Genomic DNA, 26,268 nt, shown 5'->3' with positions numbered 1-26,268 from the left:
TATATACTTTATTTTATTTTTTATTAATTATTTTTTAGAATGTATAGCCTACAGTAAGGTTGAATGTAGTTCCTCTGTAATAGTTTGTAAGTGTATTATTACCCTGTTCAAAATTGGTTGGAAGATAATTTTTGTCGCCAATCAGGATTTTATATTTGCTGTCCAGGATATTCTGTACCGCAAACTTTACATTCCAGTTCTTTGTTAGTTGTCCTTGGTATACAAAATCTATCTGGTTGAATGGTTTTTCATAGTAATTGTCAGTACCTGCACCTCCTGTAGCATAAATTTTACTTCCTGATACATTATAAACAAGAGAGAATGTATGAGCTAAGTTGTTGCGATCTTTAAGTTCATACTTTAGATCGGCATTGATAGTGTATGGAGCTGCCCCCTGTAATCCTCTTTTGCGTAATGTTTCCCCTGTCTGGTCAAACCAGTCAGGTCTTTCCATATTTAATTGGTCCTGGCTTCTTTCTACATCGGAGTGCATAATAGTTGCGTTAGCTCCTAAAGTAAAGCTTCTTAAAGCTTCTGAGATTCTGCCCAGACTTAAGATTCCTTCCAATTCTATCCCGAATAAATCTGCTTTTTTTGCATTAAAGAAAGTAATGGTAGAACCGGTTGCATTTCCTGAAGCTACCAATGAGCGTTCGATCGCATTATCAATTCTTTTCGCAAACAGGTTTACAGCAAACATTTCTTTATTGGTTGGAAAATATTCCCATTTCAAATCGAAGTTGTAGTTCTCACTGTTTTTAATTGCAGGATTACCAACAATATTTACGTTATCCGGATTGATATAGGTGATAGGCATTGTTTCAATAAGAATAGGACGTGTAACAGTCTTACTGAAAGAGAATCTTAAATTATTCTTATTATTAAGAGCTTTTTTTACCGATAATGACGGTAGGAAGAAATCTTTAGTTTTTTCTAAATTCTGTTTGAAATCTTCACTTTGTTTGGAATATCGGATCAGCGTCATGTCATTTTCATATCTTGCCCCCAATAAGATGTCCCATGAATCATTAGGCTTTAAATTAACGTTGGCATATCCTCCGTTAATGATCTGATAGAAACTTGAGTAAAACTGTGAAATATCAGATCCTTCCTGATAATATAAATCTCCATTTCTTAGGGATGCATTAAAGGTATCCTGAGGAGTATCAATATTAATAACAAAAGGATTTGAAGAAGTAGCAGTACGTCCGAAAATAAATCGGTAAGACGTTTTTCTGAAATCTGAGAAACCATTATAACCCAATGCAATCTGAATAGGGAAATCTTTTCTGTCTCCTTTCTCTCCCAGAGACAACTGATATTCCGCGAAAGCTGAACCGTAGAATCTGGAATCTACATCCAGATACTGTCGGATGATGTTATTTCCTCCATAACGCATCGCGATATTACTGCCTGTAAGATAGGTTCCTGTAGTAGGATCAATACGGTTACCTTCAATGATTTTTCTGTCCGGCTGTTGATAATTATTGATTACATAACTGGCTCCGGCTTTTATCTGATGCCTTTCATTTATTTTTTGAGAAGCAGTTAGTTGTAAATCTAAAAATCTTGAAACATCTAATTGGTTAGTTCTGAAGAAAGTAGTTTTATTAAGAACCTGCCCGTCCTTATATCCATAATTATCTTCTATGATATTATTGACATTTTGCAGATAAATAGCGTTTAGGTTAACATTGGTTCCTTTGTTCTTATATCCTAAACCTAATAAAACTGAAGATTCTATCTCGTAATTGTACTGTTTACGGTTAAGAAAGTTCATGTTTTCGATGAATGAACCTTTTCCTTGCCCTTTGAACTGATTATTATCACCATCCTTATACTCAAATTTACTTCCCTGGTTTAAAGAGAATAAAATTCCTAAATTCCCGGTTTCACCCATTTTCACCTTCTGAGCAGTAGTAAACCCTATGCTGGTATTTGGCATTGATTTTACATTGTCCACATTCCATGAATCCTTGAATGAATTTAAAGCCTGATCAGGAGTAAATTTATAGTTATCTGGTCTTGCGTTTCTGATTTCATCAGGAAGTCTTCTGTCTCTTGAGTTCAGCCCCAGATATCCATTCATTCCATCTGCACCTTCAGCTACTTTGAAATTATTTCTGAATGTACTCAAGGTATTTATCCCAACACTGAATTCTACCTTGGTAAAAGGTTTATCAATCGTAAGTGTCTCAATATCAAACGTAGCACCCGCAAAATCCCCGTAAAGGTTAGAGTTGAAAGTTTTATAGATATTTAATTTTCCTACTACATCCGTTGGAAACTGCTTTAGAGCAATGATCTTTTGGAACGGGTTGTTGGAAGGTGAACCAAGACCGTTGATCAATAAATAATTGTATCGCTCTTCAAGTCCTCTTACGAAAAGTCCTCTTCCTTCTACTGTAGTGATTCCCGTTACTTTCGTAAGTCCTTGTTCTACGTTGGAAATTCCTTTTCTGGAAATCTCTTCAGCACTTACAGCCTGCTTTTGAATAACCGCTTTCTTTTGTTCTCCCAATACGGCAGTTTCAGTTTTCTTGTTGCTGCTTCCCTGGATGACTACGCCATCAATTTTTTTCTCCTTGATGATCGTGTCCTGCTTCGTTTCCTGAGCGTAAAACATTGATCCGGATAAAAATACGACTGCAATGCTAAGTTTATTAATTTTCATTATCTTACTTACTTTATTTACTAGATTCTTTCGGTGCAAAGGAATAAAAGATAAATGGGGTAAGTGGTTTAGTGAATTTTAATTTTTTTTTAACTAAACATTAAGAAAAGAATATTATTGTTAACTTTATGTGAACGATAATACATTTGTTCATCTGTGCTTTAAAATTTATTAACTTTGACTCAGTAAAAATTTAAAATGAACCAAAAGAAAATACTCTTAATAGACGATGAACTGGATATTTTAGAGATTCTGTCTTACAACCTGGAAAAAGAAGGTTATGATATCTATACAGCCACAAACGGTAGCGAAGGTATAGATAAAGCCAAAGAGATTATTCCCGATCTTATCCTTTTAGATGTGATGATGCCTGAAAAAGACGGTATCGAAACCTGCCAGGAACTTCGCAAGGTAAAAGAACTCCAGAAAACACTTATTGTATTTCTTTCTGCCAGAAGCGAAGAATTTTCCCAGTTAGCAGGATTTCAGGCCGGAGCCAACGACTACATTGTAAAGCTGATCAAACCGAAAATTCTTATCTCTAAAGTAAATGCATTATTACAGCTGACGTCTCAGGTTTCAGATAATGCCAAGCTTATTGAAATAGGGGATCTGGTCATTGATAAGGACAATTTCAGGGTTTCCAAAAGCGGACAGCAGTTCCTTCTTCCTAAAAAAGAGTTCGATTTACTTTACCTTCTTGCCTCAAACACGGAAAAAGTATTCAAAAGAGAAGAAATTCTTGAAAAAGTGTGGGGAAATGATGTGATTGTGGGAGAAAGAACCATTGATGTACACATCAGAAGACTGAGAGAAAAACTGGGAATCAATACTATCCAGACATTAAAAGGGATCGGTTATAAGCTTATCGTTTAATAACTTAAATTCCTATCTTTACATAAACCTATAAAAACTTGTAAAATTGAAATTTTACAGACTTACACTCGTCGCCTCGTGTCTTCTGACACTGGTGATGTTTCTTTTAGTGATCATCTTCGATTCGCTGAAGGACATCTATTACCAGACCCCATTTTTTAAAATCGGTCTTTTCACCTGCCTGGTTCTCATCTTTATGATCAACTATGTGGTTCTGGAGCTTCTTTTCAACTATTACGGGAAAAAACAGGTCCGCGGACTTTCACAAATGCTTCCCCAGGAAATTGTTCACGACAATAACGAAAATATCACCATTAAAGAACTGGGCGAAAGATTCTCTGATCTTAACCAGCAGCAGGTAACGGAGATCGATATGATGAAAGAAATGGAAAGCTACCGTAAAGAATATATAGGAAACGTTTCCCATGAGCTCAAAACACCCCTGTTTTCCATTCAGGGATATGTGGAAACCCTAAGAGACGGCGGGGTAGATAACCTTACCATCCGTGACAAATACCTGGAAAGAATAGATAAGTCCGTAGAAAGATTAATAGCCATCGTTACGGATCTTGATATGATCAACAGGCTTGAAGCAGGAGAAATCAGTATTACCGTTTCAAAATTTGATGTTAACCTTTTGATTAAGGAAATTTTTGAGCTTCTTGAATTTGAAGCAGAAAAACATAATGCCACTCTCCAGATTCAGACCCTTCATCCCCAGATCTTTGTAGATGCCGACAAACAAAAAATTTCACAGGTTTTCATTAACCTTATTTCCAATGCCATTCATTATGCCAACAGGCAGGAAGCCAAAGTAGCCGTAAAAACCAGTGTCCTCAAAAATAAAGTACTCATTGAAGTAATAGATAATGGTATGGGAATTAAAGCGGAAGCCCTTCCCAGGATCTTCGAAAGGTTCTACCGTGTGGAAACCAGCAGAAGCAGAAGAGAAGGAGGTTCCGGGCTAGGACTGGCCATCGTGAAGCACATCCTGGAGGCCCACAACGAAAATATTACCGTAGAAAGTGTCTATCTTGAAGGCACTAAATTCAGTTTTATGCTTGAAAAAAGTAAATAATTTTGGTAAAATGTAAGAAAAAAAAATATTTTAAAAAATCCTGAAATATTTTTTTGTCACATGTCATTTATTATATATTTGCAACAGAGATTTATCATAATAATTAAGGCAAAAAAAGTAATTTAAGAAACTGATATGGTTTACAAGATCCGCGTAATATTAGATGCGAAAGAGGATATTTTCCGAGATATTGAAGTGAAGGGAAAACAATCGCTATGGAACTTACATTTGGGAATTAAAAGTGCGTTCAGTCTGCAGGGAGACGAGCTTTCCACTTTTAATATGCTGGAAGATGACGGGACGATAGTTAAAAGCGTTCCTCTGGAAGATATGAGTGACGATGGTGATGGCGAGATTATGTCGGATGTTTACATTGATGAAGCTTTTGAAAAAATAGGCGACAAGGCACAGTTTCAGTACGGGCTTCTTGATCTTTGGGAGCTATACTGTGAGTTGGTGGAAATCATCGAAGAAACAAAAGGAGTTAATTACCCTATTACTGTATACAGATTCGGAAACGTTCCATTAAAGGCGCCAAGCAGAAGCGGAAATGCAGGTGGATCCAAAAAAAGATCGGCAATGCCGCTTATGGACGACGATTTCAGCTTTGATGATGACTTTGGAGGAAACACCAGTTTCGAAGATGAAGATGACGACAGCTTCGATGACGAGGAAGAAGAAAACTACAACGATGATGTTTTCGAAGATGATGATGATAACGATGATGAAAGATAACAACATCTGAAACAATATAAAGCCCTGGATTTTTGTCCGGGGCTTTTTTGTATCAAAGTGGATTTTGCTCGGACAGAATATACAACAGCTAAGAACATAAACTTTGCGTGAAAAAAGCTCCAATTTTCCATAGCTCCGATAAATTCAAAATTAAACATCCACTATTTTCTTATTCAAGCCTAAAAAAAACCTTCGAAGTAAAAATCCATTATAGTCAATTCCCTTTTTCCTTTCATCAACAAAAAAACATTCCTTACTTTTGCTAAAAATAGATGAATGAAGAAATTAATTCTATTAGCAATAATTGGCCTGGGAATGGTTTCCTGCGCTACTCAAAATACGAAAAACACTATGGATCTGCCGAAGGAATGGAAGCATACGACCAATATTTATGAAGTAAACATAAGACAATATACACAGGAAGGAACATTTAAAGCATTTGAAAAAGAAATGCCCCGCCTGAAAAACATGGGAGTCAGAACCCTGTGGTTCATGCCAATTACCCCTATTGCTCAGCAAAACAAAAAAGGAAGCCTTGGAAGTCCTTATGCAGCCTCGGATTATACATCCATTAATCCCGAGTTCGGAACAATGAATGATTTCAAACATATGGTAAACGAAGCCCACCGTTTAGGATTCAAAGTAATCATAGACTGGGTGGCCAACCATACGGGCTGGGATCATATCTGGACAAAAACACACCCTGAATTTTATCTGAAAGACCCTGACGGGAAATTCCATATTGCCTCAGGAATGGATGACATCATTGAGCTGGATTATAAAAATCAGGAAATGAGGCTGGCCATGATTGATGCCATGAAGTTCTGGGTAAAAGAAACCGGTATTGATGGCTTCAGATGTGATCTTGCTTCATGGGTAGAGGTGGATTTCTGGCAACAGGCACGTCCCGAAGTTGAAAAAATAAAGCCCCTTTTCTGGTTGGGAGAATTTGATGAAATCGAAAGCCCGGAATATGGAAAAGTATTTGATGCAAGCTATTCATGGAAATGGATGCACAAATCAGCAGATTATTACAAGAAAAATGAACCTTTGCAGGAACTTAAAGATCTTTTGAAGCAGTATTCCAATATCGGAGATACTTCTATGAGAGCCTGGTTTACCACCAACCACGACGAAAATTCCTGGAACGGAACAGAATACGAAAAATATGGGGTGATTACCAAGCCTATAGCTGTATTCTCGGCAACCTGGAATGGTGTTCCTCTGCTGTATTCAGGGCAGGAACTTCCGAATACGAAAAGACTTGAGTTCTTTGAAAAAGATGCTATCAAATGGACAAACAACTACCAGATGGCAGAATTCTACAAAACCTTGCTGGAGCTGAAAACATCCAATCCCGCATTAAGAGGAGGAGATACCAATGTTTCGACGTATCTTCTGAATACTACAGCCAATGATAAAATACTGGCTTACGTCAGAAAAAATGGAAAAGATGAGGTTCTGGTAGTCCTGAATATGTCAAAAGAACCTGTAAGCTTTACCATAGAAGATCAGAACCTTTCAGGAACTTTTAAAAATGTTTTTGATAAGACAAAACGAAATTTTGACGGCGAAAAAGACTTCAACTTCAAAGTTTCAGATTATGCAGTTTTTGAAAAATAAATATGAACAAATTATAAGTTTGAAAAACATCTCAGATAGGAATTTTGTTAAGATGAATTTTCAACCTTTTAAAAATACTCAACAGGAGCGGGCTTTAGCCCGCTTTTTATATACATTTGTAATAGGCTTTAGCCAAAATTTATTTAATTTGTAGGAATCATTTCACCGGAATATCACGATATGAACAAACAGGAATTATTAAACATCATCAAAGCAAAGATCAATGACAAGATTCAGTCTTTTGAAAACCTGATTGCAGAAACCAGGGCTTCTAACAATGATACCAAAAGTTCCATGGGTGATAAATATGAAACCGGCCGCGAAATGCTTCAGCAGGAAATCAATAACCTCCAGCGACAGCTTAATGAAGCTTTGAATCAGCAATCCATTATCCAAAAGATATCAGCAGAAGCCTCAGGCAAAGTTCAGACCGGAGCTTTGGTAAAAACAGATAAAGGACTTTTTTATGTTGCCGTATCAGTGGGTGAAATCATCTTAGAAAATCAGAAAATCATGACGGTTTCTGCAGAATCACCACTTATTAAAGCAATGTCAGGAAAAAAAGCAGGTGAGACGTTTTCAGTTAATGCGGTCTCTCAAACTATTTGGTCCATAGAATAGTATTATTTCGTCTGATCCGCAAACGAAATAGTTTTCCGTTTTCATATTAAGCATTGAACAAAATCCAATAAGATGTAATGTTCTATTGTTATTAAATTACAAATTATTTTAATAAATTGAATTGATTTTTAAATAATTTGGTATTATTGGTGTAAAATTAAGAAAACTTTATTGTTAAAATTTAGAATTTTATTGGTTTTTGTAGTAAATTGAAGATAGTTATTTAAACAAAAAACATATTAAATTTTATCAATATGGGAATTTTAGAAAACAAAGTTGCACTGGTAACAGGTGCAGGTTCAGGAATCGGTTTAGCAGTGGCTCAGCTGTATGCTAAAGAAGGAGCAAAAGTTATCGTATCGGATATCAATGAAGAACATGGTAAAGAAGCTGTAGAAAAGATAAAGTCGGAAGGAGGGGAAGCTTCATTTATAAAGGCTGACACCGCAAACGCAGAAGATGTAGAAAACCTTGTCAGAAAAACTGCCGAGATTTATGGAAAACTTGATATTGCATGCAATAATGCAGGAATTGGCGGCGAAGCAGCTTTAACCGGAGATTACAGCCTGGATAGCTGGAGAAAAGTCTTAAGTATTAATCTTGATGGTGTATTTTATGGCTGCAAATATGAAATCCTGGAAATGGAGAAGAACGGAGGTGGAGTGATTGTCAATATGGCTTCTATCCATGGGAGTGTGGCGGCACCACTTTCTTCGGCATATACAACGGCAAAACATGCAGTGGTAGGGCTTACCAAAAATATAGGAGCAGAGTACGGACAAAAAGGAATCCGTTGCAATGCAGTAGGTCCTGGGTATATTGATACCCCGCTTTTGCAGGAATTGGATGAAGACAAGAAAGAATTATTGATAGGAAAACACCCCATAGGACGTCTCGGTACTGCTCAGGAAGTTGCAGAATTAGTTCTGTTCCTGAGTTCAGATAAATCTTCATTTATAACAGGAGGATATTATCTCATAGACGGTGGATATACTGCTGTTTAATAGAAAAATAACATCAGCCCTATACAAAGCATTCATGAAAATGAATGCTTTTTTATGATCTGTGATAAGTGGAAATCGGTTAGATTTTTCTAAATTTGAACCATAAAAACCACTTTCAGAAATGCAGAACTACCTCGAACTTTTACAGCATATTTTAGACAATGGAACAGATAAGACGGATAGAACCGGGACCGGAACCAGAAGTGTTTTCGGGTACCAGCTAAGATATGACCTGTCAAAAGGATTTCCGATGGTGACCACCAAAAAGGTACACCTGAAATCCATTATCTACGAATTGCTGTGGTTTCTGAATGGTGATACCAACATCAAATACCTCAACGAAAACGGAGTAAGCATCTGGGACGAATGGGCTGATGAGAACGGAGACTTGGGACCTGTTTACGGAGCCCAGTGGAGAAGCTGGCAGGGAGCTGACGGAAAAGTGGTAGATCAGATCACCGAGGTGATAGATCAGATTAAAAAAAATCCGGATTCAAGAAGACTGATCGTTTCCGCATGGAACGCCGCAGAAATTCCAAATATGGCCCTTGCACCATGCCACGCCCTTTTTCAGTTTTATGTAGCGGATGGAAAACTTTCCCTGCAGCTGTACCAGAGAAGCGCTGATGTATTTCTGGGAGTACCGTTCAATATTGCAAGCTATGCATTGCTACTGATGATGGTTGCCCAGGTTTGTGACCTTGAAGTAGGAGACTATATCCACAGTTTCGGGGATGTTCACATCTACAATAACCATTTTGAACAGGTAAAAAAGCAGCTTTCCAGAGAGCCGAGACCACTTCCGACCATGAAATTAAATCCGGAAGTGAAAGATATTTTCAGCTTCAGTTTTGAAGACTTTACCCTGGAAAATTATGATCCGCATCCGGGAATTAAAGCACCGGTAGCTATTTAAGCGTATGAAATTCCCGCAAAAAGGATATTAAAATATGTAACAAAATTTTGACTTTTACTACTTATTGATTAAATCTCAAAAGTATGTTAAAAAAGTTACTTTTTATTTCCGCGATCGCTATTTCGGGTACCGCTTTTTCTCAACAAAATCTAAAGGAAAAACTGGGGAATTATTTCGATTCTCTGTTTGTTCATCATAAAGTGATGGGAAGTTTTGCATTTGCAGAAAATGAACGCCCGACTTTTGTGAAAGTAATAGGGTTTGCTGATGTTGAAAAAAACCAGAAAGCCAATGTAAATACGCAATATAGAATTGGCTCTATCAGTAAGACGTTTACAGCAGTTTTGGTCATGAAGGCTGCTGAGGAAAAGAAGATGTCTTTAGATCAGAAACTTTCTGAATTTTATCCTGAAATTCCCAATGCGGACAAAATTACAATTGAAAATTTATTGCAGCACAGAACAGGAATTCACAATCTGACGAACGAAGCTGAATACTGGCAATACAATACAAAACCTCAGACAGAAAGCAGCCTGGTTAATATCATTAAAAAATATAAAAGTGATTTTGACCCGGGTTCAAAGTATGAATACAGTAATTCAAATTATATTTTGCTGGGTTTTATTCTTGAAAAAGTATACAAAAAGTCTTACGCTGAATTAATTAAAGCTAAAATTACAAAACCGTTAAAATTAACCTTAACGGAAGTCGGAGGAAAAATCGACACTTCAAAAGATCAGGCAAAATCTTACCAGTTTACCAATGGAAAATATGAGGTTTCCAATGAAACAGATATGAGTATTCCGATCGGGGCAGGGAATATCATCTCAACGCCAAGAGATTTGCTGGAATTCATTCTCGGCCTTGAAAGCGGAAAATTAATCAAAAAAGAAAATGTTGATAAAATGAAAAATTTTATTGATAATTACGGATATGGCTTGGTGAAAGTTCCTTTCGATAAATATTCCGGATTTGGTCATACAGGCGGAATCGACAATTTCAGATCGGCATTGTTTTATTTTCCTGATTTGAAAACTGCGGTGAGTTTCACAACAAATCAGGCAGATATGGATACCAACGAAATTTCTATCAAAATGGTAGAAACGGCGATAGGAAAAGATTTTAAAATGCCAAGTTTTAAAACTCTTGAAATTCCGGAAGCTGATTTGCAGAAATTCGTAGGAAATTATGCAAGTCCGGATGTCCCTTTAAAAATTAATATCTTTATCAAGGATAAAAAATTGATGGCTCAGGCGACGGGGCAAGGAGCATTTCCTCTGGAAGCAACTTCTGAGACAAGCTTTAAATTTGATATGGCCGGAATTGTCATCGACTTTTATCCTGCGAAAAAACAGTTCATCATCATCCAGGGAGGAACAAAAAATACCTTTACAAAAGAATAATATGAAATATTTAAAAATAAATACTGAAGAAAAAGCTGATCCCGAAGCTTTGAAAAATGCAATTCTTCAAATGAAAGGAGTTGTTTCTGTAGACATCATTGACGATGAAAACCCTGAAAGCGAACTGAAAAAAGCTTTTGCCAAAACCAAAGAACAGCTCAAAAAAGGAGACTACGAAACTTTAGTTAATGATATTTTTGATATAATAACGAAAAATAATTCTAAAAAATAATAAAGTAATAAATGAAAAAGGCGATTTTGTCCATTGCTGTACTCGGAATTTTATTCTCCGCAAACGTATCAGCACAAACCGAAACTTCAGGCAGGGAAAAGGTATACAGAGCCACTCACACGAAAGTAACGGAACTAAAACATACCAAGCTGAAAGTAAATTTCGATTACCAGAAGGAACAAATGAATGGAGAAGAATGGCTTACTGCCTCACCTTTTTTCTATCCTACCAACGAACTGACGCTTGATGCAAAAGGAATGCTGATTCATGAAGTGGCATTGGAAACCAATGGTAAGAAATCTCCTTTAAAATACGATTATAAAGATGATGTTTTAAAAATTACTTTAGATAAAACATATCAGAAAAACCAGGATTATACGGTCTATATCAAGTATACGGCACGCCCGAATGAAGTAAAACAGGAAGGAAGTGCCGCAATTAATGATGCTAAAGGACTGTATTTCATTAATGCCCAGGGAAAGGACCCCGACATGCCTACTCAGATCTGGACACAGGGAGAAACCGAATCTTCTTCTGCCTGGTTCCCGACCATTGATAAATCTAACCAAAAAACAACTCAGGAAATCTATATGACCGTTCCTGATAAATATGTTACCCTTTCCAATGGATTATTAAAAGATTCACAAAAAGAAGCGAACGGCTTGAGAACAGATCACTGGGTAATGGATAAGAGGCATTCAACGTATCTTTTCTTCATGGGTGTAGGCGAATATGCTATTGTAAAAGACAAATGGAGAAATATTGCAGTTGATTATTATATTGAAAAAGAATACGAGCCTTACGCAAAACAGATCTATGGAAACACTCCCGAAATGATCGAGTTTTTCTCTAAAAAATTAGGTTACGATTATCCATGGGCGAAATATGCTCAGATCTCCGGAAGAGATTATGTGAGTGGTGCAATGGAAAATACGACCGCAACACTTCATGGAAGTGATATTTTGCAGAAACCGGGACAGTTAATCGATGAAAACACCTGGGAAGATACCATTGCCCACGAATTATTCCACCAGTGGTTTGGAGATCTGGTGACAGCGGAAAGCTGGAGTAACCTGACTGTAAATGAATCTTTTGCGAACTATTCAGAATATCTTTGGAACGAATATAAATACGGAAAAGACCAGGCAGATTATCATCAGATGAAAGATGTAAACATGTACCTTACAACGCCCGGGAATTTCGAAAAAAACCTGGTAAGGTTTAATTATGATTCCCGTGAAGATGTTTTCGATCTGGTTACCTATCAGAAAGGAGGCGGAATTCTTCACATGCTAAGAAATTATCTGGGTGATGATGCCTTCTTTGCAGGTTTGAATGATTATTTGAAAACCTATGAATATCAGAACGGAGAAGCCCATCAGCTAAGACTATCTTTAGAAAAAGTTTCAGGAAAAGACCTGAACTGGTTCTTTAATCAATGGTATTTTGGAAACGGGAATCCGAAAATTAAATATTCTTACACTTTCGAACCTGTTAAAAAACAAATTGCTGTTGTCATCGAGCAAACCCAGGAACAGCCTTTCCAGTTTCCTTTGGCAATTGATGTTTATGACAACGGAAAGCCTAAAAGGTACAACGTTTGGGTAAACGCAACAGCAAAAAATACCTTTAATTTTGATGTTTCTAAAAATGCAGATTTAGTAAATATCAATGCAGACGGAGTTCTACTGGCAGACATCACGGATTCTAAAACTCCGGAGCAGAACCTGATGCAGTTTACCAATTCCAAAGAATTTAAGAGCAGATACAATGCATTATCCGATATAAAAGACCAGGTAGGAAAAAATCCGGCTGCTACAAAATTATTGGCTGCTGCATTAAAAGATCCGTATTTCAGAACAAGAATGAAAGCTCTTAAATTGATGGATCTTTCCAATCCTGAGCAGATGAAAGCTTTAGGTGCAGATGTTGAAAAATTAGCTACCAATGACCCTAAAACATTGGTTCAGGCTGCTGCTATTGCTGCATTGGCTAAAACCAAAGACAAGAAATACCTTCCACTTTTTGAAAAAGGTGTAAATGCTGTTTCCAATGCTGTAAAAGGGAACTCATTAAACGCTGTTTTAGCCCTGGATCCATCAAAAGCCAGTGCACTGGCAGATAAAATTGATCTTGAAGGTGCTTCAGACGAATTGCTGGCACAGATGCTTCCGGTTATCGTAAAGAACAAAATAACCTCACAAATGGCGAATATCACTTCGCTGGTAGCATTTTATCCTTTTATTAAATTCCAGAATCCTGAGTTGGGTAAATCCGCAGAAGAAGGCTACAATTGGATCATGAGCTCAGATAATCTGAAAGCCACTGAAAACATTACGAAGATCATTAGCCATGCAAAAAGTCAGATGGGAGATAACCCACAGGTAAAAATGATGATTTCCCAAATGCTTAAAGACGGTTTGAGTAAAAAAATGGAACTGTTAAAACAGAATCCTCAGAATGCTGCAAGTATCAACAAACAGATTGATGCTATCAACAAAGCTATTGCTGATTTTAAATAAACAGCTCAGTAAAATTGCTGAGAATATAAAACCGCTGTACTCAACAGCGGTTTTTTTATGATTTTTACATTAAAAAGGAAAATTATAGCTAAGAACTGAGGGATTATTCAAACATCATTTTATAAATTCGTATAAAAATTTAGAATAAATGACTTTTGGAATTGAGGCAGCGGGCTATTATGTGCCGTCTTTGTATTTGGAAATCAAAGACCTGGCGGAGAAAAGAGGAATTGAACCCGCAAAACTGGAAAAAGGATTAGGACTGCATAAAATGGGCTTTCCGGATGTGCATGAAGATGCGGCTACATTTGCAGCGGAAGCTTTATTGAAAATGATAAGAGATTATGATCTCAATCCCAAAGAAATAGCCAGAATTTACCTTGGAACGGAAAGTGCTCTGGATGCTGCCAAACCTACAGCTTCCTATGCCATGCAGATGGTAGAGAAAGTGCTGGAAAAAGAATTTGGCGAAAGATGCTTCAGGAACTGTGATGTGGTAGATATGACTTTTGCCTGTATCGGAGCAGTAGATGCTTTACACAACTCCCTCGATTTTGTAAGGATAAACCCGGATAAAAAAGCAGTAGTTATCGCCAGCGATTATGCTAAATACGAACTGGCTTCTTCCGGAGAATATACACAGGGAGGCGGTGCCGTTGCATTACTGATTTCATCAAAACCCGACCTTCTGGAAATTGAAAACAACTGGGGCATAGCTACAGAAAGTGTTTTTGACTTTTTTAAACCAAGAAGAAACTATAGCAAAAAAGATTTAAGTTCAGCACCTGAAACTTTCCCGGATAAAATTGAAATTTTTACGGATGAACCTGTTTTTGACGGGCAGTACTCAAACCAGTGTTATCAGGACAGGATCAGGGAAGCTTATCAGCATTATAAGGAAATTACAGGAAAAGATAAGCCTTATGAAGCCTGGAAGTATCTTATTTTTCATTTGCCCTATGCATTCCACGGTAAAAGGGTATTCACAGAAATTTACAGCATTGAAAACGGACTTGCTTACGGAACTCCGGATGAACAGAAAGCGGTTGCGAAATCTGAAAATTATCTGAATTTTATTAATGAAAAGATTGAAAGATCACAGCGTGCATCTTCGGAAATAGGGAATATGTATACAGCTTCCATTTTTATGGCATTACTTTCAGCAATACAGGTTTCATTTGATGAAGGAGAAGACCTTACTGGTGCTGAAATCGGCTTTTTAGGATATGGAAGCGGTTCGAAATCCAAAGTTTTTGCAGGAAAAATATCTGAAAACTGGAAAACTGCTGCATCCAAATGGAATTTGTTTGAAAATCTGAAAAACCGAACAGCCATTGATTTTGAAACCTACGAAAAATTACACAGAAAACAGCTTGAAAGTTCTGTTAATGAAAACTACAAAGGTTTCGGATTACAATCAGTAGAAACTGAAAATCCTGTACTGAAAGGGGCGAGATATTATGCTTATAAGGATTAAAATTTTTGTTTATATGTGATAAAAAAATTATGTTGGCATTCTTAAAAAAATATTTAAATTTGCTCACTTTTTATTGAATTGTTTTAATTTGATAGAAATAAAATAATTTCTAAGCACATATTTTATGAAAAAAACATTATCAGTTCTTGGTTTGGCTATTTGTGGACTATTATTCTCTCAAGATATCCCATTCAGCAAATTATATGGTTATGGAGATCCTGTAAATTATTATTTAGGTAGTTATCCTGTGACCGGATCTGCCGGATTAGATATCAATTGGTATGGCGGGGTAAGACTTCGGACTTCTAAAGGAGTAGGTTTTCAATTGCTAGAAAACGGGAACGTTGGAGTTGGGACATCAACTCCTTTAGCTAAATTTGATGTTAATTTTGGAAACGAAGATAAGGCCATTAGGTTCTTTCAGCCTTCTACAACATTAAATCCTATTAATACATTGGTTTCTTCTCTGATGTTTACATGGTATGATAATCATGCAGATATAGGCATTATTAGAGGAGGTGGATATAATATTGTAGGACTTGGAATCAGGTTTAATGGCGGAGAAAAAGTAAGATTTACACCTAATGGAGATGTTGGAATTGGTACCGATGCTCCTGCATATAAATTGGATGTTGTTGGGAATGCTCAATTTCAGGATATTATAAGTGGCGGGTCAAATTCCTGGATTTTCCATACTCCTGATGATGGTAGGAAGTCAATACATCTTTCCCCAAAAAATGCTGCGAATACTGATTGGGATTGGGGGAAAGGGCTTATTATAAATGGAGAAAATGGAAATGCTCTAATACACGGTAAATTTGAAGCAAAAGAAGTGAAAGTAACCCAGACGCCAACCGCAGACTTTGTATTTGAAAATGAATATGATCTTCCAAAACTGGAAGATGTTGAAAAGTTTATAAAGGAAAAGAAGCATTTGCCTGAAATTGCTTCAGCAAAAGTTATGGACAAAGATGGAGTGAATATCGGAGAATTTCAAATTAAACTTTTACAAAAAATCGAAGAACTTACCCTTTATTCTATAGAGCAGAATAAACAGATCAAAAGCCTCCAAGAAGAAAATAAAACTTTGAAGTCTCAATCTGGAAAAATTGATAGATTAGAAAAGAAATTAGAGCAGATTCTTGCAGAAAAGAAATAATTCTTTAAAATATAAAGTAGTATAAGGGCAGATTATTCTGCTCTTTTTTAGTTCATTCAAAAAATATCTTTGTGTTTTGATAATTCTTCGGAGTTACTCCTAAAAGCTGTTTAAATATCCTTGTAAAATAATTTGTATTTGAAAACCCTGTTTTGAAAGGGGCGAGATATTATCATTACAAAGATTAAGTTTATCAATCTAATCAATACAACAAAGCATTCCGTTACCGGAATGTTTTTTTATTTCCAAAACCCGTTATGCTGTGCCCAGTTTTTAAAAAGACCCGGCCAGCTGCTGACAGGACTTCCTTTTCTACCCAATCCCCAGCCATGTCCTCCGGTCTGGAAAATATGCATTTCCGCCGGTACATGAACATTGCTTAAAGCTGAATATATCAAAAAACTGTTGTCAACAGGTGAAATTGGATCATCAGCGGCTTGGGTAATAAAAGTTACAGGCATACTTTCATTCACCTGTTTTTCCACTGAGTAAGCAATCTCTTGTTCTGTTGAAGAACTTCCCCCAAGAATACTTTTGTAAGAATGGGTTTTATTATGAGGTGGAAGCATTGAGATCACAGGATAAATTAACCCCACAAAATCAGGTCTGGCTGATAAAGTATCTGTTTGGTCAATGGATGTATAAAGCTTTTCATCTGACTTGGAGGTAGTAAAACCTGCAAGATGTCCGCCTGCTGAAAACCCCAGAATTCCTATTTTATTGGGATCAATACCGTAATTTTTGGCAAGACTGCGAATTATTCTTATAGCGCGCTGTGCATCTTCAAAAGGAACATTTGTACTTTTCCAGTTTTCCTGTGGCAATCTATAAACCAGTTCAAATGCAGTTATTCCTTCTGATTTAAGCCAATTGGCCGCAGGGGTACTTTCTTTTCCCAGTTCAATATGTGCATATCCGCCTCCGCTGATCACTAAAATAGCAGTACCATTGGGATTTTTCGGTTGATGAACAATAAGTCTGGGATTTGAAACATTGGTGACAGATCCTTTATCACTGATTTTTCAGGCTCTCTTGATCCCAAATTATCCGGCATGCTGTGAGGCCATAAAGGAATTTGCTCCAGTGCTGGAGAAATCTGATATTTTTTGCCTGATTGGGCATGGCATAGCATTAAAGTAAACCATACAAAAGCAAAAGAGAGCAGGAATTTCATGATCGAAAGGTCTAATCAAGATAGATCATTCCGTTCTGATAGCTCTTCGGTGTAACCCCTACCAGCTGCTTAAATACACGCGTAAAATAATTTGTATCCGAAAATCCTGTCTGGTAGGCAGTTTCCTTTATACTGATCTGGCCGGCCAATAACTCTTTAGCCTTATTGATTCTTTCCTGCAGGATAAAATCATTAGGTGAAGTTCCCAGCTCATCTTTGAACATCTTAAAAAAATTAGATTTGCTTACATAAGCTAACTTCGCAATGCTTTCAATAGACAATTTCTGATGAAGATTTTTCCTGATATAATCTACGGCAAAACCTATCCTTGATTTGTTTTTGGCAATATTCTTTTCCACCATGCTTCTGGCCTGGGTTTGCATCAGCCTGATTAGCAGTTCCTTCAATGCGAAGTCTGCCATGATATCCTTCTGGGAATTGTCATCCATGGCAATTCTCATGATATTATTGGTAGCAGAAGCCAAAGATTGATTGTTAAAAAGGAAAAACTCATCCAGCTGGATATTCCACTGGGATGTTTCATCTGCTTTGGGAAGACTGTAATTCAGGTAATTAAGAGAATTCTCTATAAACTCAGGATTAAGACTTAAAGAAATGCATTGGGTGGGTGCTACATCTGCTTCAGGGAAATCGATCACCATAGTTTCACCTGGGGCAACAAGAACGCTTTCTCCCGGGAAATAATCGAAGTAATTTGTTTTATTATCCAGCTTCATATGTTTTTTGCCTCTCAGCATAGCGGTAAATGCTATATTTTCAAAATGAAGTTTAACCCCGAAAGCGGCCTTGTGGGTCTCATAAATGCTAAACTCACAGTTGTTTAGATTGAATTTTGTCTGGTTTTCCACAAGGTTCAATAACTGATTCTCCTTCTTTAATTCAGGAGTATTTAATAAAAATTTATTATTGTTATTCATTTCTAAACATTTTATAAGACCCAATCACTCAAATATATAAATTTTAACTCTTCACTGTTGTTAATAAAATTATAAAATTGAACATCTGCACTATTTTGATGTTTTTTTATACGATTGTGCTATCACTTTTTCATGGGTAAATGTAATTTGGCATTACGAAAAAATAAAATGATACTAATATGAGCACTATGACAGAACCGAAATCAGAGACCGCTTTTCAGTGGCCTGAATTCAAAAACAAATACGATAATTATATTGACGGGAAGTTTACACCTCCCGTAAACGGACAGTACTTCAATGTAGTTTCCCCGGTGAACGGTAAAAATTTCACCCAGGTAGCCCATTCTTCCAAAGAAGATCTGGAGCTGGCTGTAAATGCCGCAGACAAAGCATTCCAAACCTGGAAAAATACTTCATCTACAGAAAGAAGTATCATACTCAATAAAATAGCAGACAGGATAGAGCAGAATCTTGAATACCTTGCCATTGTTGAAACCATAGACAACGGAAAAGCTGTAAGAGAAACATTAGCGGCAGATCTACCTCTTGCCATAGACCATTTCAGGTATTTTGCCTCTGTGATCCGTGCAGAAGAAGGTTCTCACAATGAACTTGATAAAGACACGGTGTCCCTCATTGTTCATGAACCTCTAGGCGTAATCGCACAGATCATTCCCTGGAATTTTCCTATCCTTATGGCCGTATGGAAATTAGCTCCTGCCCTGGCTGCAGGAAACTGTGTCGTATTAAAACCTGCAGAAAGCACCCCAGTTTCCATCATGGTTTTAATGGAAATCATCGGTGACCTTTTACCTGCCGGCGTAGTTAATATAGTGAATGGCTTCGGTGCTGAATTAGGAAGAGCTTTGGTAACCAATCCGAAAGTGTCAAAGGCTGCATTCACTGGATCTACTGCTACTGGGCGTCTTGTTATGCAGTATGCAACGGAAAATATTATTCCTGTAACCCTTGAGCTGGGCGGAAAATCTCCGAATGTTTTCTTCAGCTCGGTAATGGATGCAGATGATGAATTCCTGGATAAAGCCATTGAAGGGGCAGTTCTCTTTGCACTCAACCAGGGAGAGATCTGTACTTGTCCTTCCAGACTTCTGGTTCAGGAAGATATTGCAGATGCATTCATCGAAAAAGTAATTGAAAGAGTAAAAGCCATTAAAGTAGGGAATCCGCTTGATAAAACGGTGATGATGGGGGCCCAGGCTTCACAGATTCAGAAAGACAAAATTCTGTCCTATATTCAGCTTGGAAAAGAAGAGGGGGCAGAGGTTCTTGTAGGTGGAGATGTAAACAATGTCGGAGAAGACTTAGAGGATGGTTTCTATATCCAGCCGACCATTTTTAAAGGAAATAACAGAATGAGAATCTTCCAGGAAGAGATTTTTGGACCGGTACTGGCCTTTACAACCTTTAAGGACGAAGAAGAAGGTATAAAAATAGCCAATGATACCATTTATGGACTTGGAGCCGGAGTCTGGACCAGAGATGCTCACCAGCTATACAATGTTCCACGCCAGATTCAGGCTGGAAGAGTCTGGGTAAACCAATACCATTCATATCCTGCAGGAGCGCCTTTTGGAGGATACAAGCAATCGGGGATAGGGAGAGAAAACCATAAAATGATGCTGGATCACTACCGTCAGACCAAAAATATGCTGATCTCTTACAACAAAAACAAATTAGGTTTCTTTTAATTTTTAAATATTAGGGCGTGCCCGTTTGCCCCGGCAGAGCCGGGGCAAAACGGTCGGGCTGTTCCAGGGCTTCACTACGTTTCGGTGCTCCATTTCATTTCGCACCGGCTCGTTCCTCGCCGCCCTTCCCATCCCTCACGCGAAAAAACGTATTCCTTATCTGAAATATTCAGGTAGGTAGGAAATCTATTACCCTTAAGAAATTCACAGTTATGATGGTGAAAAGTCAGTTTTGCTTCGTAAGTCAATAGTTAATGACAGATTGATAGTAAGATCCACGATTGACGCTTCACTGCTATCATCAAACTAATAAAAACTAAACTCAAATCATATGATTCCAAAAACAATGAAAGCCGCTGTAGTTCAAGGCTACGGGCAACCATTAAAAATAGAAGAAGTTCCGGTAAGAGAGCCCGGAAGATATGAAGTACTGGTAAAAGTTATTGCCTGTGGGGTGTGTCATACAGATCTCCATGCAGTAGATGGTGACTGGCCTGCAAAACCCAAAATGCCCCTGATTCCCGGCCATGAAGGAGTAGGTATTGTTGTGGCATGCGGCCCTGAAGCCCAGGTGAAAGAAGGAGATGCGGTAGGTGTTCCATGGTTATACAGTGCCTGCGGATGCTGCGATTACTGTATCACCGGCTGGGAAACCCTTTGTGAAGCACAAAAAAATGGAGGTTATAGCGTAGATGGAGGCTTTGCGGAATATGTTATTGCAGATTCAAGATATGTAGGGCATCTGAAATCTGATGTTAATTTCCTGGAGATTGCTCCTATTTTGTGTGCAGGAGTAACTGTTTATAAAGGTTTAAAAGAAACGGAAACAAGACCTGGGGAGTGGGTAGCTATTTCAGGAATCGGAGGATTGGGGCATGTTGCAGTCCAGTATGCCAAAGCAATGGGAATGCATGTAGCAGCTATTGACGTAGCCGATGATAAACTCGAACTGGCAAAGAAATTAGGAGCAGACCTTGTAGTAAATGCAAAAAATACAGATCCGGGAGAATATCTGCATAAAGAAGTGGGCGGAATGCATGGTGCTTTAATTACAGCTGTTTCTCCGATTGCTTTCAAGCAGGGAATAGATGTACTCAGAAGAAAAGGAACGATAGCTCTTAACGGTCTTCCTCCGGGATCTTTTGAGCTTCCGATTTTTGAAACTGTATTAAAAAGAATAACGGTGAGAGGTTCTATTGTCGGAACAAGAAAAGACCTTCAGGAAGCACTGGATTTTGCGAATGAAGGACTGGTAAAAGCAACGGTAACCTCTGCAAAGCTTGAAGATATTAATGATGTTTTTGATAAAATGAAGAAAGGTCAGATTGATGGAAGAATCGTGCTGGATATTGCCGGCTCAAATTAAATGATGATGGATTAATGTGCCCGGCGGATTTTCTGCCGGGCTTTTTAAAAGATAAAAATCCAATAGGTAAAATCTTCGTAACTTAGAAGTAAACTTGTTGATGTAAAAAGAACAAAAATGGAAACCACAATATCAAGGCTATCGGCTACAGAAAAAGCACTGGATGTTATTTTCGAACTGGAAAACAAATATGGTGCGCTGATGTTTTACCAGGCAGGAGGATGCTGCGAAGGCACTCAGCCGCAATGTTTCGAAAAAGGTGGATTTTTTCCCCGTATGAATGACGCCATGATTGGTACCATTAACGGACATGAATTCTGGATCGACCGCGATTTATTTGAATACTGGAAATATTCCCATTTTACACTCGATGTTACAGAGGGTTTCGGTCCCGGAGGTTTCTCCCTGGAAACCCCTTTAGGCAAAACATTCAAAGTTCATTACAGGCTTTTTACTCCTGAAGAATATAAAAACCTAGAGCCTGTAAAACGAAGCGAGTAGGTTAAATTAAACTTCTCCTGTTATAAATAATGTTAAGTCAGACCTTCACAAAGCGGTTCACAAACATGGCCGCAACAATATCTCCCACAGCATTCAGAACGGTGGCCAGCGGATCTACTAAAGTCCCGATTATCATTACTGCCGGAATGGCTTCCTGAGGTAATTTATACACCGAAATCATCAGCATTTCCCCAATATAACCACCATTGGGAATACCACCTGCCACGATACTTACGAAAACTGTGATTCCCAGAGCGAGAAGCAAATTGGAAGGATCAAAAAAATCTCTTCCAATGATCAGGAAAGCCACATATATTTTAATGATCGAAGACATCGAAGACCCGTTTTTATGAAGTGTTGTCCCGATAGGAATAACCAGATTGGCAATGGAGTTTGGAATACCGATCTTAGAAGCAGCCTGAAGATTTGCCGGCATAGTGGCAAAGCTGCTGCAGGTACTTAAAGCGGTAAGGGTAGGGTATACCGCATTGGTCCAGAAACTTTTGATTCCCTTTTGTCCGTTTGCCATAAAAGCATACAGTGAAAAGAACACGAAGAAATAAATGATTCCTGCAATATAATAAAGCCCGAGAGGTTTAGCATAGAATCCAAACAACTGAGGGCCCAAAGTCGCTACCTGATAGGCAAAATATGCTCCAAGCCCGATAGGCGCAAGTTTCATGATTAATAAAAGCAATTCCTTCATCACTTCATACCCCGAAGAAATAAAAACCCGGAACGGCAATCCTTTTTCTCCTGATTTTCTGGCAGCAAAGCCGGTCATGAAGGCAAAAATAAGAAGAGCCAGCATATTTTGTCTTGAAAAAAGCTGAGTAAACTCTCCAACAGTGAAAAAGCTGACTATCCTGTTACCCCAACTTTCCTCAGAAGCTGTCTCTGCAATCACCTCTGAACTACCGGAAACTCCTGAAACAGGAAATAGATAGACCGCACAAATGGTAAAAACAGCCGCCGTTAAAATAAAAAAGAGGAAAGTAAAAGCCATCACGAGAATGATTTTTCCAAACTTAGATTGCTGTTCAAGAGACGCAATAGAATTGGACACGGCAAAAAATACGAGAGGCACCACACTTACAAAAAGCAAATTCAGGAATATATCTCCCAGAGGCTTAATATATTCTACAATGCCTGGAGCAGTAATGCCTATAATGCTTCCTGCAATAATCCCAAATAGTAAAAGTATAATTCCCGAGTAGTTTTTAAGAACCTCTTTCATTCAACGCTTTTTATCAAAGATAGGGTTATTTTTAACACTCTCTTATATATTTTTCAGGGACAAATTTCATAAATTTGAGTAAATATCGTTTCTATGGCTTATATAGATTACTATAAAATTCTAGGCGTAGATAAAAGCGCAACCCAGGATGACATTAAAAAAGCTTATCGAAAACTGGCAAGAAAACTCCATCCTGATCTTAATCCCGACGACAAAGAAGCGGAGAGAAAATTCAAGGAACTGAATGAAGCTAATGAAGTCCTCAGCAATCCTGAGAACCGTACCAAATATGATAAGTATGGGGAAAACTGGAAGCATGGTGAAGAATATGAAAAAGCCCGGCAGCAGCAACAAAGACAATACCAGCAGCAGAGCTATGGCGGAGGAGGGTTCTCCGGTGCTGATTTCGGGGAAGGAGAAGATTTTTCGGATTTTTTCCAGAGCATGTTTGGCGGTGCAGGCGGTGGCTTTGGCAGAAGTTCAAGAGGAAGTTCTTCAGGTAAATTTAAAGGACAGGACGTTCATGCTGAATTGAATTTAAACTTAAAAGACGCGGCACATACCCACCCGCAGACTTTTGAGATCAATGGCAAAAAAGTAAGAATCACGATTCCTGCAGGGGTTTATGATGGCCAGCAGATCAAGCTGAAAGGTCATGGAAATCCCGGTTTTAACGGAGGCCCGAACGGAGACCTGTACATCACCTTCAATATTCCTGTTGATCCTAATTTTGAAAGAATAGGCGATGATCTTAAGACAAAAGTTTCAATAGATCTGTATACCGCAGTTTTGGGGGGCGATGTAAAAGTAAATACACTGGATGGAAGTGTTAATCTGAAAGTAAAACCCGAAACACAGAACGGAACAACCGTAAGGCTGAAAGGAAAAGGATTTCCGGTGTATAAAAAAGAAGGACAGTCCGGAGATCTTTTTGTAACGTACGAGGTGAAATTACCTACTGGTTTAACGGACAAACAGAAAGAACTTTTTGAACAACTTAAAAATTCCTAAGCCATGAGTGAAAGAATATCGCGGGAAGAACTCGTAAAAATATATAATGTAGAGATTACTTTTTTTGACGAATTGGTGGATGTAGGTCTGCTGAATGTAGAAACGGAGAACGAAATCCGTTATTTACTGTATGATGATCTGCCTGTATTCGAAAGGTTTACCAACTGGCATTATGATCTGGAAATCAATCTGCCGGGTCTGGAAGTTATTAATGATATGCTTCTAAGAATAAAGAGCCTGAAGAAAGAAAATCGTGACCTGATGAATAAACTTTCTGCAATAAATGATCAATATGAAGATATTTGATTTAGTTTTGTAATCTTTAAAAACGAATTCAAATATTTTCTAAGAAATGGATGGAGAGAAAGTCATCAGATTGCATGTAAACAGAAAAGATTTCGAGGAAATTTATTTCAGCGGGAACCAGACAAGCTTATTTTTTTCACCTACTACGAGAGGGAAAACCATTACGACAGCGGTGGTAGGATTAATTCTGCTGATCCTTTTTTTCTTTAAAGATGATTTAAGCAAAGAAAAATTCGGGATTCTGTATTTTGTGAGTTTTCTGTTTCTGCTGTGCACAGTTTATCTTTCTTTAAGCATTAACAAAGTTTCCCGGTGGAAGAAAGAGGTGAATAAGTATTTGAAATCACTGGAAGATTCCAAAATATATGAGATCAGGTTTAACAATGAAATTTTTAACGTCAACCTTAATCATCAGGAAGAATTAAGTAAATGGGAAGATTTTAAAGACTTTGATGTTAATAATGAATTTATTTCCCTGGAAGGAAAGTTCAATTATATGTTCCCCAAAAAATCAATGAGCAAGGCGGATTATGATAGCCTCAAACAAACTATAAAGAAAAATATCAAAGAATAAAAAAATCAGAGCATTTCCTCTGATTTTTGTTTATATGAAGAGATAATTGATTTTTGTTCTGATTAATCTAACCAACCCATTTCCTTCATCCACTCGTCATTGTAGATTTTTCCTACATATCTTGAACCGTGGTCGTGAAGAAGAACAACAATCACATCATCTTTAGTGAACTGGTCTTTCATCTGGATTAAAGAAGCAATAGCGCTTCCCGCAGAATATCCGCAGAAAATCCCTTCTTCTTTAGCCAGTTTTCTTGCATAGATGGCACCGTCCTTATCTGTTACTTTTTCAAAATGATCAATCACAGACATGTCGTAATTCTCAGGAATAATATCTTCCCCGATTCCTTCTGTGATATAGGTATAAGCATGGTCATAATGAAGTTCCCCTGTCTCATGGAACTCTTTCAGAATAGAACCGTAAGTGTCAACTCCTATTACTTTGATATCCGGATTTTTTTCTTTGAAGAATGTTCCGCAACCGGTGATCGTACCTCCGGTTCCGGCACCTACTACAAAATGCGTAAGTTTACCTTCCGTCTGCTCCCAGATCTCAGGAGCAGTGGATTCGTAATGAGCAGCCCTGTTGGATAGGTTATCATATTGATTCACATACCATCCGTTTTCCGTTTCCTTAGCCAGTCTTTTGGAAACTGAATAATAAGAACGTGGATCCGTAGGCTTCACATCGGTAGGGCATACGATTACTTCAGCACCTACAGCACGAAGAATATCACATTTTTCTTTTGACTGTTTAGAATTGGTTACAAAAATACATTTGTAGCCTTTGATGATAGCTGCAAGAGCAAGTCCCATCCCTGTGTTTCCAGAAGTTCCTTCAATAATGGTACCTCCTGGTTTTAGTCTACCGTCTTTTTCGGCATCTTCTATCATTTTAAGAGCCATTCTATCCTTTACAGAATTTCCTGGGTTGAATGTCTCCACTTTTGCTAAAACTAATGCAGGAAAATCTTCACCCAATACTTTGTTGAGCTTTACAAGAGGTGTATTTCCTATAGTTTCAAGAATATTTTTTGCGTATTTCATAAATGTTTTATAAGCGGTGCAAAGATAAGGCTTTAAAAATTAGCTGCGTAATTTAAGATTAATTTATAGTCTGAATGGTGAATAGT

At 37.8% G+C, this 26,268-nt stretch carries 24 protein-coding genes and 1 pseudogene; 18 read left to right on the top strand and 7 right to left on the bottom strand.

The features are described from left to right. Window positions 1–34: 34 nt before the first annotated feature. Window positions 35–2,674, bottom strand: a complete 2,640-nt coding sequence (locus BUB03_RS04995; RefSeq protein WP_073060713.1) for a TonB-dependent receptor plug domain-containing protein — start codon at window positions 2,672–2,674, stop codon at window positions 35–37. A 198-nt stretch (window positions 2,675–2,872) separates the two neighbouring features. Here BUB03_RS04995 and BUB03_RS04990 point away from each other — a divergent pair, with 198 nt between their 5' ends. The 12 genes from BUB03_RS04990 (at window position 2,873) to BUB03_RS22050 (ending at window position 16,320) form a co-directional block, all read left to right on the top strand. Next, complete coding sequence (locus BUB03_RS04990; RefSeq protein WP_040998604.1) at window positions 2,873–3,550, top strand: response regulator transcription factor; 678 nt, start codon at window positions 2,873–2,875, stop codon at window positions 3,548–3,550. A 46-nt stretch (window positions 3,551–3,596) separates the two neighbouring features. Then, window positions 3,597–4,628, top strand: a complete 1,032-nt coding sequence (locus BUB03_RS04985; RefSeq protein ID WP_040998606.1) for a sensor histidine kinase — start codon at window positions 3,597–3,599, stop codon at window positions 4,626–4,628. A 135-nt stretch (window positions 4,629–4,763) separates the two neighbouring features. Continuing rightward, window positions 4,764–5,363: an IS1096 element passenger TnpR family protein gene (locus BUB03_RS04980; RefSeq protein WP_073060710.1), complete on the top strand. Its 600-nt coding sequence runs from the start codon at window positions 4,764–4,766 to the stop codon at window positions 5,361–5,363. A gap of 276 nt (window positions 5,364–5,639) precedes the next feature. Beyond that, window positions 5,640–6,986 carry an alpha-amylase family glycosyl hydrolase gene (locus BUB03_RS04975; protein WP_073060708.1) on the top strand — a complete coding sequence of 449 codons (1,347 nt, stop codon included), beginning with the start codon at window positions 5,640–5,642 and terminating at the stop codon, window positions 6,984–6,986. 180 nt (window positions 6,987–7,166) lie between these two features. Next, the gene (locus tag BUB03_RS04970) at window positions 7,167–7,607 is read left to right on the top strand and encodes a GreA/GreB family elongation factor (RefSeq protein WP_073060705.1); all 441 of its coding nucleotides are present in this window, start codon (window positions 7,167–7,169) and stop codon (window positions 7,605–7,607) included. A gap of 254 nt (window positions 7,608–7,861) precedes the next feature. Then, complete coding sequence (locus BUB03_RS04965) at window positions 7,862–8,611, top strand: SDR family NAD(P)-dependent oxidoreductase (protein WP_040998614.1); 750 nt, start codon at window positions 7,862–7,864, stop codon at window positions 8,609–8,611. A 121-nt stretch (window positions 8,612–8,732) separates the two neighbouring features. Continuing rightward, window positions 8,733–9,527, top strand: a complete 795-nt coding sequence (locus BUB03_RS04960; protein WP_073060703.1) for a thymidylate synthase — start codon at window positions 8,733–8,735, stop codon at window positions 9,525–9,527. Window positions 9,528–9,610: 83 nt separating this feature from the next. Next, window positions 9,611–10,930, top strand: coding sequence for a serine hydrolase domain-containing protein (locus tag BUB03_RS04955; protein WP_073060701.1), 1,320 nt, complete (start codon window positions 9,611–9,613; stop codon window positions 10,928–10,930). Window position 10,931: 1 nt separating this feature from the next. Continuing rightward, window positions 10,932–11,162 carry a hypothetical protein gene (locus BUB03_RS04950; RefSeq protein ID WP_040998619.1) on the top strand — a complete coding sequence of 77 codons (231 nt, stop codon included), beginning with the start codon at window positions 10,932–10,934 and terminating at the stop codon, window positions 11,160–11,162. An 11-nt stretch (window positions 11,163–11,173) separates the two neighbouring features. Then, a complete protein-coding gene (locus BUB03_RS04945) occupies window positions 11,174–13,684 on the top strand; it encodes a M1 family metallopeptidase (protein ID WP_073060698.1) in 2,511 nt (836 codons plus the stop codon). Between the two features lie 148 nt (window positions 13,685–13,832). After that, window positions 13,833–15,161, top strand: coding sequence for a hydroxymethylglutaryl-CoA synthase family protein (locus BUB03_RS04940; protein WP_073060695.1), 1,329 nt, complete (start codon window positions 13,833–13,835; stop codon window positions 15,159–15,161). A 124-nt stretch (window positions 15,162–15,285) separates the two neighbouring features. Then, complete coding sequence (locus BUB03_RS22050) at window positions 15,286–16,320, top strand: hypothetical protein (protein ID WP_228417768.1); 1,035 nt, start codon at window positions 15,286–15,288, stop codon at window positions 16,318–16,320. A 52-nt stretch (window positions 16,321–16,372) separates the two neighbouring features. On the opposite strand, the pseudogene BUB03_RS21665 reads toward BUB03_RS22050, so the two are convergent. From BUB03_RS21665 to BUB03_RS04915, 4 genes and pseudogenes are all read right to left on the bottom strand, one after another. Next, window positions 16,373–16,462 (bottom strand): annotated as a pseudogene (locus BUB03_RS21665) (AraC family transcriptional regulator); the annotation flags it as partial. Between the two features lie 97 nt (window positions 16,463–16,559). Next, window positions 16,560–17,252, bottom strand: coding sequence for an alpha/beta hydrolase (locus BUB03_RS04925; protein WP_073060693.1), 693 nt, complete (start codon window positions 17,250–17,252; stop codon window positions 16,560–16,562). Continuing rightward, on the bottom strand, window positions 17,252–17,494 hold the full coding sequence (locus BUB03_RS04920; RefSeq protein WP_139258767.1) for a hypothetical protein: 243 nt from the start codon (window positions 17,492–17,494) through the stop codon (window positions 17,252–17,254). The genes BUB03_RS04925 and BUB03_RS04920 overlap by 1 nt, the downstream gene beginning before the upstream one ends. 11 nt (window positions 17,495–17,505) lie before the next feature. Next, the gene (locus BUB03_RS04915; protein WP_073060690.1) at window positions 17,506–18,432 is read right to left on the bottom strand and encodes an AraC family transcriptional regulator; all 927 of its coding nucleotides are present in this window, start codon (window positions 18,430–18,432) and stop codon (window positions 17,506–17,508) included. Window positions 18,433–18,611: 179 nt separating this feature from the next. On the opposite strand from BUB03_RS04915, the gene BUB03_RS04910 reads away from it, so the two are divergent. From BUB03_RS04910 to BUB03_RS04900, 3 genes are all read left to right on the top strand, one after another. Further along, window positions 18,612–20,141 carry an aldehyde dehydrogenase family protein gene (locus BUB03_RS04910; RefSeq protein ID WP_073060688.1) on the top strand — a complete coding sequence of 510 codons (1,530 nt, stop codon included), beginning with the start codon at window positions 18,612–18,614 and terminating at the stop codon, window positions 20,139–20,141. Between the two features lie 331 nt (window positions 20,142–20,472). Beyond that, window positions 20,473–21,507, top strand: coding sequence for an alcohol dehydrogenase AdhP (adhP, locus tag BUB03_RS04905; RefSeq protein ID WP_040998628.1), 1,035 nt, complete (start codon window positions 20,473–20,475; stop codon window positions 21,505–21,507). 117 nt (window positions 21,508–21,624) lie between these two features. Then, on the top strand, window positions 21,625–22,008 hold the full coding sequence (locus BUB03_RS04900) for a DUF779 domain-containing protein (protein ID WP_073060686.1): 384 nt from the start codon (window positions 21,625–21,627) through the stop codon (window positions 22,006–22,008). 37 nt (window positions 22,009–22,045) lie between these two features. Here BUB03_RS04900 and BUB03_RS04895 read toward each other — a convergent pair whose 3' ends face one another. Continuing rightward, complete coding sequence (locus BUB03_RS04895) at window positions 22,046–23,245, bottom strand: dicarboxylate/amino acid:cation symporter (protein ID WP_040998632.1); 1,200 nt, start codon at window positions 23,243–23,245, stop codon at window positions 22,046–22,048. A 93-nt stretch (window positions 23,246–23,338) separates the two neighbouring features. On the opposite strand from BUB03_RS04895, the gene BUB03_RS04890 reads away from it, so the two are divergent. From BUB03_RS04890 to BUB03_RS04880, 3 genes are read left to right on the top strand one after another with little or no spacing between them, the layout of a single operon-like run. Beyond that, window positions 23,339–24,256: a DnaJ C-terminal domain-containing protein gene (locus tag BUB03_RS04890; protein ID WP_073060685.1), complete on the top strand. Its 918-nt coding sequence runs from the start codon at window positions 23,339–23,341 to the stop codon at window positions 24,254–24,256. Between the two features lie 3 nt (window positions 24,257–24,259). Further along, window positions 24,260–24,562 (top strand): chaperone modulator CbpM, encoded by a 303-nt coding sequence (locus BUB03_RS04885; protein ID WP_073060683.1) that lies wholly within the window; start codon window positions 24,260–24,262, stop codon window positions 24,560–24,562. Between the two features lie 46 nt (window positions 24,563–24,608). Then, on the top strand, window positions 24,609–25,136 hold the full coding sequence (locus tag BUB03_RS04880; protein ID WP_073060681.1) for a hypothetical protein: 528 nt from the start codon (window positions 24,609–24,611) through the stop codon (window positions 25,134–25,136). A 62-nt stretch (window positions 25,137–25,198) separates the two neighbouring features. Here BUB03_RS04880 and BUB03_RS04875 read toward each other — a convergent pair whose 3' ends face one another. Next, a complete protein-coding gene (locus BUB03_RS04875) occupies window positions 25,199–26,182 on the bottom strand; it encodes a PLP-dependent cysteine synthase family protein (RefSeq protein WP_040998638.1) in 984 nt (327 codons plus the stop codon). Window positions 26,183–26,268: the final 86 nt, after the last annotated feature.

The sequence above is a fragment of the Chryseobacterium oranimense genome, assembly GCF_900129755.1.
GTDB classification, from domain to species: Bacteria; Bacteroidota; Bacteroidia; order Flavobacteriales; family Weeksellaceae; genus Chryseobacterium; species Chryseobacterium oranimense.
The sequence above is the reverse complement of the archived record's forward strand: the minus strand, read 5'-3'. Positions and strand labels throughout refer to the sequence as shown.